Annotated in this window: 12 protein-coding genes; 6 read left to right on the top strand and 6 right to left on the bottom strand. The window is 69.4% G+C overall.

What is annotated here, in order from left to right:
- The first annotated feature begins 34 nt into the window (after nt 1-34).
- The 3 genes from G3T37_RS03975 to G3T37_RS03965 are packed head-to-tail and all read left to right on the top strand — an operon-like array spanning nt 35 to nt 2,923.
- Nucleotides 35-1,273 carry a glycosyltransferase 87 family protein gene (locus G3T37_RS03975; protein ID WP_163472152.1) on the top strand — a complete coding sequence of 413 codons (1,239 nt, stop codon included), beginning with the start codon at nt 35-37 and terminating at the stop codon, nt 1,271-1,273.
- A gap of 11 nt (nt 1,274-1,284) precedes the next feature.
- Nucleotides 1,285-1,599: a thiamine-binding protein gene (locus G3T37_RS03970; protein WP_163472151.1), complete on the top strand. Its 315-nt coding sequence runs from the start codon at nt 1,285-1,287 to the stop codon at nt 1,597-1,599.
- Nucleotides 1,600-1,657: 58 nt separating this feature from the next.
- Complete coding sequence (locus G3T37_RS03965) at nt 1,658-2,923, top strand: MFS transporter (protein ID WP_163472150.1); 1,266 nt, start codon at nt 1,658-1,660, stop codon at nt 2,921-2,923.
- On the opposite strand, the gene G3T37_RS03960 is transcribed toward G3T37_RS03965, so the two are convergent.
- From G3T37_RS03960 to G3T37_RS03935, 6 genes are all read right to left on the bottom strand, one after another.
- The gene (locus tag G3T37_RS03960; RefSeq protein ID WP_163472149.1) at nt 2,858-3,532 is read right to left on the bottom strand and encodes a response regulator transcription factor; all 675 of its coding nucleotides are present in this window, start codon (nt 3,530-3,532) and stop codon (nt 2,858-2,860) included. The two genes, G3T37_RS03965 and G3T37_RS03960, sit on opposite strands and share 66 nt — an antisense overlap.
- 35 nt (nt 3,533-3,567) lie before the next feature.
- Complete coding sequence (locus G3T37_RS03955; protein ID WP_163472148.1) at nt 3,568-4,821, bottom strand: hypothetical protein; 1,254 nt, start codon at nt 4,819-4,821, stop codon at nt 3,568-3,570.
- Nucleotides 4,818-5,981: a sensor histidine kinase gene (locus tag G3T37_RS03950; RefSeq protein WP_163472147.1), complete on the bottom strand. Its 1,164-nt coding sequence runs from the start codon at nt 5,979-5,981 to the stop codon at nt 4,818-4,820. The genes G3T37_RS03955 and G3T37_RS03950 overlap by 4 nt, the downstream gene beginning before the upstream one ends.
- Nucleotides 5,982-6,347: 366 nt before the next feature.
- Nucleotides 6,348-7,016: a response regulator transcription factor gene (locus G3T37_RS03945; protein ID WP_163472146.1), complete on the bottom strand. Its 669-nt coding sequence runs from the start codon at nt 7,014-7,016 to the stop codon at nt 6,348-6,350.
- A gap of 78 nt (nt 7,017-7,094) precedes the next feature.
- A complete protein-coding gene (gene metX / locus G3T37_RS03940) occupies nt 7,095-8,300 on the bottom strand; it encodes a homoserine O-acetyltransferase MetX (RefSeq protein ID WP_163472145.1) in 1,206 nt (401 codons plus the stop codon).
- A 121-nt stretch (nt 8,301-8,421) separates the two neighbouring features.
- On the bottom strand, nt 8,422-9,738 hold the full coding sequence (locus tag G3T37_RS03935; protein WP_163472144.1) for a bifunctional o-acetylhomoserine/o-acetylserine sulfhydrylase: 1,317 nt from the start codon (nt 9,736-9,738) through the stop codon (nt 8,422-8,424).
- Between the two features lie 201 nt (nt 9,739-9,939).
- On the opposite strand from G3T37_RS03935, the gene G3T37_RS03930 reads away from it, so the two are divergent.
- From G3T37_RS03930 to G3T37_RS03920, 3 genes are all read left to right on the top strand, one after another.
- A complete protein-coding gene (locus G3T37_RS03930) occupies nt 9,940-10,506 on the top strand; it encodes a helix-turn-helix transcriptional regulator (protein WP_163472143.1) in 567 nt (188 codons plus the stop codon).
- A complete protein-coding gene (locus G3T37_RS03925) occupies nt 10,506-12,047 on the top strand; it encodes an MFS transporter (RefSeq protein ID WP_163472142.1) in 1,542 nt (513 codons plus the stop codon). Before G3T37_RS03930 ends, G3T37_RS03925 begins: the two co-directional genes overlap by 1 nt.
- Nucleotides 12,048-12,141: 94 nt before the next feature.
- Nucleotides 12,142-12,918, top strand: a complete 777-nt coding sequence (locus G3T37_RS03920; protein WP_163472141.1) for an SDR family oxidoreductase — start codon at nt 12,142-12,144, stop codon at nt 12,916-12,918.
- The last annotated feature ends 22 nt before the right edge of the window (nt 12,919-12,940 follow it).

The following is a 12,940-nucleotide window of genomic DNA, read 5'->3' as shown; positions in this document are numbered from 1 at the left end:
GGGTGTCACCGATGCCACCGCTACGCTGGATCGCATGCCGACCATCGCACCGCCTCGACGCGGTGCGCGGCTCCTGCAGGCTCCCGTGCTGGTCTGGTCGGCGTTCATCCTCGCCCACCTGTGGCTGGGCTTTCTGAACTACACCGCCCCGGGGTTGCCGATGGGCGATGTGACCATCGTCTACGAGGGATGGGCGAGGCAGTCCACGCTCGCGCACTACACGGTCGGGATCGACAGCGTGTGGGTGTACCCCCTCGCCGCCCTCCTCCCGATCCTGCTGGCCGCCGTATTCGGACTGGCCAACTACCCGGCGACCTGGCTCAGCATCGTGCTCGTTCTCGACCTCGCGGCCTTCGCGGTCGTCGTGGGACGCGGCACCCGCCCCGGGGGAGTGCGCGCGGGATGGTGGTGGACGGCGTTCCTGCTGCTGCTGGGGCCGATCGCGCTCGGACGGCTCGACTCCGTCTCAGTGCCGCTCGCCGTCATCGCAATGATCGTGGTGTCGCATCGGCCGCAGGCCGCGGCGGTGCTGCTCGCCATCGCCACCTGGATCAAGGTGTGGCCGGTCGCGCTCATCGGTGCCGTCGCGGTCACCCTCCGCCGACGCGGGATCGTGGTGGCCACCGTGCTCGCCGTGAGTGGTGCAATCGTCGTCATCGGACTCGTGCTCGGCAGCGGATCGAATGTCCTGAGCTTCATCACCCAGCAGACCGGGCGAGGATTGCAGATCGAGTCACCGGTGAGCACCATCTGGTTGTGGCTCGCCGACCTCCACGTGCCCGGGGTTCAGGTCTACTACGACACGCAGATCCTCACCTTCCAGATCCGCGGGCCGGGAACCGAGGTCGCCGCGGCCCTCATGAACCCGATCCTCGGGCTCGCCGCGCTCCTCGTGCTGACACTGGGCGTGATCGCCGTGCGGCACGGGGTCCCGGAGACGATGATCCTGCCGCCGCTCGCGCTGGCACTCGTGACCGCGCTGTTCGCGTTCAACAAGGTGGGGTCGCCGCAGTACATGACATGGATCGCGGTGCCGGTCATCCTCGGGCTCGTGACCCACGCCGCAGGGGACGGGCGGTCGTTCCGCACTCCCGCGGTGCTCGCCCTTGTGCTGGCCGGGCTCACCCAGATCATCTACCCCTACCTGTACAACTCCCTGCTCGTGGTGGCACCGTGGATGCTCGTCGTCGTCACCCTGCGCAATGCACTGCTGCTCGCCCTCGTCGCGTGGGCGATGCGGGAACTCTGGGTCCTGGCCCGCGAACACCGATAGGAAGTACCGCCATGCTCGTCGCCTTCTCCGTCGCCCCCAGTGGCGGCGACAACCCTGACGCCTCCGTGCACGACGCCGTCGCCGCCGCGGTCGCGATCGTGCGGGCCTCCGGTCTGCCCAACCGCACCGACTCCATGTTCACCACCATCGAGGGGGAGTGGGAGGAGGTCTTCGACGTGATTCGGCGTGCGACCGATGCGGTGGGCCGCTTCGGTCCGCGCGTGTCACTCGTGCTCAAGGCCGACATCCGGCCCGGCTACTCGGGTGAGCTCACTGGAAAGCTCGATCGGCTGGAGAGGGCCCTCGGGCCGGACGCCGCCGACTGACGCGCCCGAGCCCGCGCGCGCCGGGAAGGATTTGCACGCTCGCCACGTTGGGGCAAGCATGCCGACCACGAGCCTCAGCCCCGCCCGCGTTCGACTGGCCCTCCTCGCCCTCGCCCTCGGTGGATTCGCGATCGGCTCCACCGAGTTCGTCGCGATGGGCCTTCTGCCCAACATCGCGGCCGACCTCTTCCCGGGGCTGTACGGCGAGTCGCCGGCGCACGCGAACGCGAGCGCGGGGCTGCTCGTCTCGGCCTACGCCCTCGGCGTCGTCGTCGGTGCGCCGACCATCGCCGCCCTCTCCGCTCGTTTTCCGCGCAAGAAGCTGCTGCTGTCGCTGCTCGTCGCCTTCACCGTCGCCACGGTCGCATCGGCGCTGCTGCCCAGCTTCGGCGGGGTGCTCGTGGCCCGCTTCATCGCCGGGCTCCCGCACGGCGCCTACTTCGGCATCGCCGCCCTCGTGGCCGCGTCGCTCATGGGTCCGGGAAACCGGGGCAAGGGCATCGCCTTCGTGCTCGGCGGGCTCACGATCGCGAACGTGCTCGGTGTCCCCACCATCACTCTTCTCGGCCAGCTCGCCGGGTGGCGCGTCGCGTACCTCGCGGTGGCGGGACTCTTCGCCCTGACCTTCGTCGCCGTTCTGCTCGCCGTTCCGCTCCAGCCCGGCGACCCGAACGCCACGCTGCGCCGTGAGCTCAGCATCTTCCGCCGTGGTCAGGTGTGGTTCGCTTTGGCGATCGGCTCGATCGGCTTCGGCGGGTTCTTCGCGGTGTACACCTACGTCGCGCCGATCATCGTCACCGTCGCCGGACTCGGCGCGGGGATCGTGCCGCTCGCGCTCATCCTCGTCGGCGTCGGGATGACGATCGGGAACGCGGTCGGCGGACACCTCGCCGACGTGAGCCTGGTGCGCAGCATGTTCGGCTTCTTCGGCCTGCTCGCGGTGTCACTCGCCGGCGTCGCACTCACGGCGACCACCGTGCCCGGCCTCGCGATCTTCCTGTTCCTGCTCGGGTTCTCGGCCGCCGGGCTGTCGCCCATGATCCAGACCCGGCTGATGGACGTCGCGGGGGAGGGTCAGAGCCTCGCGGCGGCGATCAACCACGCGTCGCTGAACCTCGGCAACAGTGCGGGTGCGTTTATCGGCGGACTCGCCGTCACCTCAGGGCTCGGGTACCTCGGCGCGCCCTGGATCGGCCTCGTATTGTGCGCTCTCGGCGTCATCATCGCCACCGTGAGCATCGGCCTCGACCGCCGTGCGTCAGAACGAGCCGCTGGGCAGATCCGTCTGCAACAGGATGCCGTCCTGGATCGCGCGCTTTCGTAGCGCCACCTTGGTTCCCACGTCGATCCCTGCGACGCGGTACTTCTCGCGGATTCGCTTGAGGTAGCTCTTCGCCGTCTCCTCCGAGATGCCGAGCTGGTAGGCGACCGCCTTGACGGGCTCGCCACCGCCGTACAAGGCCATCACGCGACGCTCCTGCGCACTCAGCTTGGGTGCACCGCCGACCTCGCCCGCGTTGAGCGCGAGGTCGAGCTCTGCCGAAACGAAGGACTCGCCCTCGGCGGCGGCACGGATCGCCTCCACGATCATTCCCGCGTCTTCGCTCTTCACCAGATAGCCGAGCGCGCCGGAGGCGAGCGCCTCGCGCACCACGTTCGGCTCCGAGTAGGTGCTCATCAGCACGACCTTGACGCCCGTGGTCTTGAGGGTCGAGATCTTGAGCGACACCGGGATGTTGTCTTTGAGGTCGAGATCGAGCAGCACGACGTCGACGGGGAACTCGGGGTGCGTGAGCAGCTCCGGCCACGACGCGACGGCAGCGACCATGTTGATGTCGGAGGCGGCGTTGCGGATCCACTCCGTGAGCGCACCGAGGAGCATCCTGTGGTCGTCGACGAGGGCGAGCCGGATCCGTTCGTCAGCTGTGGTCATGTTCGAGCCTCTTCTGTGTCGGTGATCTGCGGGAATTACTGGTCGGCCGGGTTGTCGACGAAGCACTCGATGTCGACACGCAGGCTGGAGTTCTGGGTGGAGTCACTGTAACGCCCCACCCGCGCGATGGAGGCCCACGTGGCCGGGTCGACGCGATTGCGCGGCACGTCGGTCGTCGTGATGACGACCGGGATCGTGATCTGGTTGCCGGGCTGGCGGTCGGAGAACGCCGCCATGGGGCCGAGCGTGATCTGCACCGTGCGTGACGTCGACGGCTTGGTGGTGTCGCTCATGAGCAGCCACACCGCGGAGAGGAGCCCGTCGCGCTGGCTCGGGTCGAGAAGCCCCGCCAGGCTGCCCCGATCGGTGAGAGTGACCGACTTGCCCAGCATCTCCGACTCCGAGACCGCGTGGTAGAGCCAGGTCTCGCGACGCCCCTCGATGAGGTGCAGCCGGAGTTCCGTCGCCAGCGACGCCGCGACCGAAGCGGTCTTCGGGTCGAGGGGGAGCGGCGTGCGGCCGGCGGCCACCGACTCCAGGAGGTCTTCGGCGGCGAGGTCGAGGCGGGCCAGTTCCTCCGAGGCGAGCATCCCCACCGCGAAGCGCGGAGCGGAGACGGTGGACTGCACGAGCACCCGGTCGAGTTCGAGCTGCACCATGCGCCGGAAGCCGCGCACGACGTACACGCCGAGGGCGGCGGGCAGCACGGCCAGCGCCAGGGTGCCGATCTGGGTGGGAATCGTCGTCTCGTTGAGCGGGGTGCTGAGTGCGATCGCGACCAGGAAGGCGATTCCGAGCAGTCCCGCCGCGGCCAGCACCTCGCGGCCGCCGCGCAGGGTCACGACGATCATGAGCCCGAAGCCGGCCGACACGGATGCCGTGGCGTAGCCGCCGATGTCGTGCAGCGGCCAGATTCCCCAGAAGTCGAGGGCGACGACGGCGCCGATCGCGATCAGATAGAGGGCGAACAACCAGTGCGGCAGGCGATCACCGAGGACCGACATGGTCACGAGCGCGGCGACGAAGGCCGTGATGTAGAGCAGCCAGGCGATGATCACGGGAGCCGGATTGGGGTACTGCTGCCAACGGGCGATGAACAGGCTGAGCCCGTAGAGCGCCTCGATCCCGCTGAGCACCCCCGCGCCGATGCCGAGATAGCCGGTGCCGAGGGTCGCCCCGCGGGCGCTCGCCTGCCGGAGCGCCTTGGCGACGCCCGGTGTGCTGCCCTTTCCGCGCCGGCCGAGGATGACCCCCAGGGTGTTCTCCTCCGGGCGCATGAAGCTCGTCATCGCGGCACCTCCAGTACGACCGTCGTGCCCGATCCGGGCGCCGAGAAGAGTCGCGCGTTCCCGCCCACCTCAGGCAACCGGCCGATGACCGACTCCTTGAAGCCCAGCTTGTCTTCGTCGATGCCCTCGAGGTCGAATCCGACGCCGGAGTCGGTGACCATCGCCCGCACGGTCGTCGCGTCGTCGGTGATCGTCACGTGCGCCTGCGTCACGCCCGAGTGGCGACGCACGTTCTCCAGACACTCCGCGAGCGAGAGCAGGAAGGCGTCGAGCACGTCGCTGGGGAGGAGAACCTGCCCCGTGCCATGCCAGCTCACCTCGAGGCCCATGCGGCCGAAGCGCTGCTTGACCGACTCGAGGGTCGTTCCGAGCGCCGTCTCTTCCACGGGCTCGAGGTTGTAGTCGCCCGATGACTGCGGGGTCGGTGTGGCGCCGAGGCGCAGTTGACGAAGCAGCCGGGCGTCTTCGGATGCCTGTTGGCGGAGCGCCTCGGGAGCGACGCCGACTCCCGAGTGGGCGAGGAGGGTGAGGGTGGCGAGCACGGTGTCGTGGAGCAGTCGGGCGCCCTGCCGACGCTGTGCCTCGGTCTCGCTCGCCTGGCGTTCGGCGCGGTGCGCCTTCCCGATGCTGTAGATGCGCCGGGCGGCACGCGGAACGCTCGCGCTGAGCCAGTACCCGAGCACCGCGGTGAGGACCCAGCCGAGCACGACGAGCAGGCCGGAGGGGGAGAGGGTGCCGGGCGTGGCGCTGGCCTGCTGGACGAGGAGGGTGCTCGCGAGGGCGCCGACGAGCAGGAGCATGATGCGCAGAAGGCTCGAGGTGAGGACGAGCGCGATGCTCGCGGTGCCGGCAGCGGCGAGCGGGGAGACGGCGGCAGCGAGGCCGGTCGACGGCGGCTGGCTCCAGGGAACCCGGGCGATGAAGAGCGCCGTGAGGCCGGCGAGAAGCGCGAGCGCCATCCAGCCGAGACCGCCGCCCCGCCCGATCATCACGAGGCTGAAGACGAGGAAGGCGAGCGGCGGCAGCATCTCGAGGTAGGTCGAGAAGGGGATGACACCGGGGAAACTCAGGCTCACCAGAGCCACGAAGGTGCCACCGAGGCCCAGAAAACGGGCGGTGCGGTGGAGCAGGCGGTCCCGCTCTTTGGCGATGAGTTCCATGTCACCTGAAATCGTGTCAGATTGCACCTTTAAATGGGGGTGCCACACCGGTCGATTACTGCACATCGAACCAGCTAAGGTCGAATGACAACAAGAGGGGCGTGCCGTGCTTTCTGCGGCGCCACACAAATAGGCCGGAAGACGTGCAGTCTGCACCGATCCGGATCAACGTCTCACCCGAATAGACGACGTTGGGTTCTAGCCGTGCCGAGCGAGACCGAAGGTTCCGAGCGGTACGCGAACCGAGCCGGGGGGTTCGCAACGGGGTCGCAGCGTCAGCTGCGGCCCCAGCGACCCCGGGTCCTGCACCCTCGACCGCTCCGTCGACCGCACCGTCGACCGCACCGTCGACGCGCGCGGCGCGGGTCACTCCGGTGTGAGCCAGCCCTCGCGCACGCCGTGACGGCGCAGCAGGATGCGCGTTCCGACGTCGACCCCGACCTCGCGGTACTTGCGACGCCCCCGCTTGATGTACGACTTGACCGTCTCCTCCGTCGTCGCCATCTCCTGCGCAACCTCTTTGATCGACCGGCCCGAGGCGTACAGCACGAGCGCGCGCTGCTCCTGTTTGCCGAGACCCGGGTCGGGCGTCGCCGTGAACCGTGCGATCGCCTGAGCGAGCGGCTCGGAGAGGTGCTGAGTGCTGGTCGCCGCGGAACGGATCGCGGCGATGAGCTCGCTGGCCGACTCCGTCTTGGGAACGAACCCCATCGCCCCGGCCCGCATCGCCGCGGTGATGGAGGCCGAGTCGGCGTGCCGGCTCATGACGATCGCGGCGGTGCCGATCGTGCCGAGGGCGCGGAGCTTGGTGCCGACGGGGATGCCGTCCTCCAGATGGAGGTCGAGGACGACGACGTCGACGGGGAATTCGGGATGGCCCATGAGGCCGGCCCAGGTGGTCTCGGTCGCCACCACGTGCATCCCGCCCTCGGGATCGTGGAGCCGGGCGGCGAGGCCGTCGAGAACGAGGCGGTGGTCGTCAACGATCGCGACTCGGATTCCGTTCCGATCGTCGTGCGTTGCTGCAGCTGCCATGTTTCCCTTTCAGTCGGCCAAGCATAGCCAAACTGATACAGACTCGTTTGTCCCCTCCACAGGGCTGTTGATGAGTCGTTAACTCCGGAGCAGACGGGCCAGGTGGAAGCCGACCAGATCATCCTCGATCAGGAAACCATCATGACCGAACGGGGAGGAGATCTCGACCGCGGCGCCCCCATCGATCGAGGTCGCGATGCCCGCCGCGATGAGGCGCTGATGGGGCATGGGAAACAGTCGGTCGCTGTCGATTCCGAGGACCAGCGCGGCGGCCGTGACACGGGAGAGAGCCGCCGCCACGCCGCCGCGGTCGCGGCCGATGTCGTGCGAACTCATCGAGCCCACGAGGGTCACGTAGCTGTTCGCGTCGAAGCGGCGCGTGAACTTGTTGCCGTGGAAGTCGAGATAGCTCTCGACCGCGTAGCGTCCGCCGCCGCCGAGCGGACTCACGCCGCTCTGCCAACTGCGCTCGAAACGGTCATTCAGCTCGGTGGGGGAGCGGTAGTTGAGGAGCGCCATGCGTCGGGCGAGCGCGAGCCCGCGAGAGGGTCCCTCGCCGTCCGCCGCGTCGTAGTAGTCGCCCGCGGCGAAACGCGGGTCGAGCTCGATCGCGTCGATCTGCACGGAATTGAGCGCGATCTGATCCGCGCTGGAGAGCTCGGGCGCCGCGAGCACCGCGACCCTCTCGAGCCTCTCCGGGTATCCCACCGCCCACTCGAGCGCCTGCATCCCGCCCATCGAGCCCCCGAGCACGGCGGCCCAGCGCTCGATGCCGAGCGCGTCGGAGAACGCGACCTGGGCGGCGACCTGGTCGCGGATCGTGACGAACGGGAACTCGGCTCCCCACTCGCGGCCGAGGGGCGAGTGCGACGACGGTCCGGTGCTGCCCTGGCAGCCGCCGAGCATGTTCGGCGCGACGACGAACCACTCGTCGGTGTCGATCGCCTTGCCGGGACCGACGATTCCGCCCCACCAGCCCGCGGTCGGATGCCCGGGACCGGGATCGCCGACGACGTGGCTGTCGCCGGTGAGCGCGTGGAGAACGAGCACGGCGTTGCTCGCATCCGCGTTCAGCTCGCCCCAGGTCTCGTAGGCGATGCGAACCACCGGGAGGTGACCGCCGCGCTCGAGGTCGAGGGAGCCGACGGAGACGAAGCTGCGGTGTCCGGGTGGGTCGCCCTCACGCCACGCACCACTGGCCGGAGGCTTGCCGATGACCGCGCGGGCGGTCGCCTCGGTGATGAACGCCGAAGGAACGGTGTCTTCGGGTGTCTGCCAGTCCATGTCAGGTCAAGTATCTACGAGCGCGAGGGATGCCCGTCGCATTGTTACGCGGCCGGTGACGCGACCGCGCCGCCGGCATCCCCGAGGGGAGGCCGACGGCGCGGTGCTGAGCGCGGGTGCTCTACGCGTTCGCGCTCGCCGCCGAGACGGCGCGGGCGGCTGCGAAGCCCACCTCGAGGTCGGCGATGATGTCGTCGATGTTCTCGATGCCGATGGAGAGGCGCACGAGGCCGGGCGTCACGCCCGTCGTGAGCTGCTGCTCCGGCGTGAGCTGCGAGTGGGTGGTGGAGGCCGGGTGGATGATGAGGCTGCGCACGTCACCGATGTTGGCCACGTGGCTGAACAGCGTGACGTTGTCGACGAGCGCACGGCCCGCATCCACCCCGCCCTTCAGTTCGAAGGAGAGGACACCGCCGACACCCTTGGGGGCGTACTTGTTCGCAGCCTCGTACCAGGGGCTGGACGGCAGGCCGGAGTAGTTGACGGAGGCGATGTCGTCGTGGCTCTCGAGGAACTCGGCGACCGCCTGGGCGTTGGCGACGTGGCGCTCGACGCGGAGGCTGAGCGTCTCGATGCCCTGGATGAGCTGGAACGCGCTCGCCGGCGCGATCGCGGCGCCGAGGTCGCGGAGCAGCTGCACGCGCGCCTTGATGATGTAGGCGATGCCGTCACCGAGAGCCTCGGTGTAGGTGACGCCGTGGTACGACTCGTCGGGCGTGGTGAGGCCGGGGAATCGCGCGGCGTTCGCCGACCAGGAGAACTTTCCGCCGTCGACGATGACGCCGCCGATGATCGTTCCGTGGCCGCCGAGGTACTTCGTGGCGGAGTGTACGACGATGTCGGCACCGTGCTCGAAGGGGCGAATGAGGTACGGCGTCGCGATCGTGTTGTCGACGATGAGCGGGATGCCGTTCTCGTGCGCGACGCCCGAGACGAGGCCGATGTCGAGCACATTGATCTTGGGGTTGCCGATGGTCTCGGCGAAGAACAGCTTGGTGTTGGGGCGCACCGCGGCGGCCCACTCCTCGGCGTCGTCCTGGTCCTCCACGAAGGTGGTCTCGATGCCGAGCTTCGCGAGCGTGTACTTGAAGAGGTTGTAGGTGCCGCCATAGATCGACGAGGAGGACACGATGTGGTCGCCCGCCTCCGCGATGTTGAGGATGGCGAGGGTCGCGGCGGACTGGCCGGAGGAGACCAGGAGGGCGGCGGTGCCCCCCTCGAGCGCGGCGACGCGCTGCTCCACGACGTCCTGCGTGGGGTTCATGATCCGGGTGTAGATGTTGCCGAACTCGGCGAGCGCGAACAGGTTCTGCGCGTGCTCCGCGTTCTTGAAGACATACGAGGTGGTCTGGTAGATCGGCGTCGCGCGCGCGCCGGTGGTCGGGTCGGGTGCGGCTCCCGAGTGGACCTGCTTGGTCTCGAACTTCCAGTCGCTCATGGGCGTGCTCCTTGCAATCCTGCGGTGGACACAGGGCTGTCCACTCCGGTGCGAGCTTAGGGAGAGCATCCGGCGGCGGCAACGGTGCTCGACACACGGCGTAATGCGTGGTGAGTGGCGTTCACGAGGCGGTTGGCGCGGGCCACACGCCCTCTCTTCTTCGACTTGCACGCGCGCGACTACTCGTGCGAGAGTAGTCGCGTGTCGTCCATCCGCCTCTATCTGCTCGACGCGCTCGCCGAACGCGGTCCGATGCACGGGCACCAGTTGCGTCTCCTCGCCGAGGAGGAGCACGTTCACGTGTGGACCGATATCAGCGTGGGCGCGGTCTACGGGGCGCTGAAGCGGATGCTCGCCGACGGCCTCATCCGCGAGACGCGCAGCGAGCGCGCGGGTTCGTACCCGCAGCGTCAGGTCTACGAGATCACCGAGCAGGGCATTGCGGCACTGCGCGAGATGCGCGCCGCCGCCCTCGGCGCCGTGGTGATCCGCACCGACCCCTTCGACCTCGCCATGACCCGTCTGGACCGCGATCGACTGGATGACCTCCCGACCGTCATCGCCGAGCGGATCCGCACCCTCGAGCACATGCTCGACGACGCGCACGCCATGCTCGACCGCGCCGCCCCGTATCTGACAGTCGGCGAGGCCTTCGTCATGACCCACAAGGTGGCGCGGATCCGCGCCGACATCGCCTGGCACCACGAGCTGCTGACCGAACTCCCCGCCATCATCGCCGACGAATCGGCACGAAAGGACCCTTCCTGATGTCTGAGACCACCGCGACCCCCGCCGGGGCTCCCACCGGCGGCCCCGCCGCCCCGGCGCAGTGGGACTCGGCGCCCGCGCCGGTGCCGAGCCACGCCTGGCGGGCGCTCATCGTGCTGCTGATCGGCATGTTCATGGCCCTGCTCGACACCACCATCGTCAACGTCGCCTTGCCCACGATCCGCGACAACGTGAACGCCTCCGGAACCCCCGCGGGCGAAGACGTTCTCTCCTGGATCATCTCGGGTTACGCGCTCGCCTTCGGCATCGCGCTCATCCCGGCCGGTCGCATCGGCGACCGCATCGGCCACAAGTGGGTGTTCTTCACCGGGCTCGCGCTCTTCACCGTCGCCAGCCTCGCCTGCGGGCTGGCCCAGAGCGACACCCAGCTCATCATCGCCCGCGTCGTGCAGGGCCTCGCGGGTGGCATCTTCGTGCCGGCGGTCACCGCCTACATCCAGCTGCTCTTCCCGCCGCGCTCCCGCGGGCGGGCCTTCGCGATCATGGGCGCGGTCATCGGGGTGTCGAGCGCGCTCGGTCCGATCCTGGGTGGGCTGATCATCCAGGGCTTCGGCGACCAGAACGGGTGGCGGCTCGTCTTCGGCGTGAACCTGCCGATCGGCGTCGTGGCGCTCGTGGCGGCGATCGTGCTGCTGCCGGGGGCTGCGGCGTCGGGGATCGACCGGACCCGGTCATCCGGCGGCGTGGACTGGGTGGGGCTGGTGCTTCTGACCGGCGGTCTGGTCGCGCTGCTGGTGCCGCTCATCGAGGGGGAGAACCAGGGCTGGCCGCTGTGGACCTACCTCGTGCTCGCGCTCGGGGTGCTTCTCCTCGTGCTGTTCGGGGTGTGGGAGGTGCTCTACTCCCGCCGCGGCCGGAGCCCCCTCGTGCCCCCGAAGCTGTTTACGCACCCCGCGTTCACCGGCGGAACGATCCTCGCGCTGGTCTACTTCGCCGCCTTCACGAGCATCTTCTTCACGATCGCGCTGTTCTGGCAGGCGGGGCTCGGTCACACCGCGCTCGAATCGGGTCTCGTCGCGACTCCGTTCGCCGTCGGATCGATCATCGGCTCCTCGCAGAGCAACCGGCTCGCGAACCGCCTGGGGCGCACCGTCCTGCTGATCGGGACGAGCCTTCTCACGGTGGGCCTGCTCGCCGTCTGGGTGATCCTGCTGCGCGTCGCGCCGACCGACCTCAGCAACTGGGATCTGCTTGCGCCGCTCTTCATCGCCGGCGTCGGCAACGGGCTCTTCATCGCGCCCAACGCCCAGTTCATCGTCGCGACCGTCGACCGGGCCGAGGCGGGCGCCGCGAGCGGGGTCATCTCCACGGTTCAGCGGATCGGTTCGGCGATCGGGATCGCCGTCATCGGAAGCGTGCTCTTCAGCGTGGCCGATCTGGGGACCGTGCGCAGCAAGGCGGATCTCGCGACGCACTTCGCCAATGGCTCGACCGCCGCGCTCGGCGTGAGCGTCGCCTTCTCCGTGCTCGCGCTGCTGCTCGTGTTCGCGCTGCCGAAGCGCGTCAGCCAGTGGGGCTAGCGGGCCGCGCGCCCGGCACCGGGATCGCGGCCCGCGCGCCGCGCGGGAGTGTGCCGCGTTCCCCGGCCCGCGCGCCAGGCCCTAGCGTGGAGGCATGGTGAATAAGCGCGTCGTCGTGACCGGAGCGAGCAGCGGGATCGGGGCGGCCACCGCGCGCCTCTTCCGCGCACACGGCTGGGAGGTCGTGGGCGTCGCACGCCGTGAGGAGCGCCTCCGCGCGCTCGCGGAGGAGACCGGCGCGAGCTACGTCGTCGCCGATCTCACCCGACAGGCCGATGTCGACGCCCTGCGCGACCACCTGGCCGCGACCGGTCCGGTGCACGCCCTCGTCAACAACGCGGGCGGGGCATTCGGGCTCGCGAGCGTCGAAGCGAGCGACGTCGACGACTGGCGGCGGATGTTCGACGTCAACGTCGTGGCGGTGAAGCGCGTCATCAGCGCGCTCCTGCCGCTGCTGCGCGCGGGCTCGGTGGATGCCGGGGTCGCCGACATCCTCACCGTCACCTCGATCGCGGGCCACGTCGCGTACGAGGGCGGCGGAGGCTACAACGCCGCCAAGTTCGCCGCCCACGCGATGGTCGCCGTCCTGCGGCTGGAGCTCGCCGGGGAGCCGATCCGCGTGCTCGAGGTCGCACCGGGCATGGTCAAGACGGAGGAGTTCTCGCTCGTGCGGTTCGGCGGCGACCAGGCGCGCGCCGACGCCGTCTACGACAACGTGCCCCATCCGCTCGTCGCGGAGGACATCGCGGAGGCGATCGTGCACGCGATCGAGTTGCCGCCGCACGTCAACCTCGACCTGGTGACGATCAAGCCGGTCGCGCAGGCGGCACCGCACAAGGTCATCCGCGGCGAGCTGCGCCCCCGGTCGTAGAACGCGCGCGCACCGCCGTCGC

The organism is Galbitalea soli (assembly GCF_010686725.1).
Classification (GTDB): domain Bacteria; phylum Actinomycetota; class Actinomycetes; order Actinomycetales; family Microbacteriaceae; genus Galbitalea; species Galbitalea soli.
Note: the sequence above shows the minus strand (reverse complement) of the source record. Positions and strands in the feature narration are given on the sequence as shown.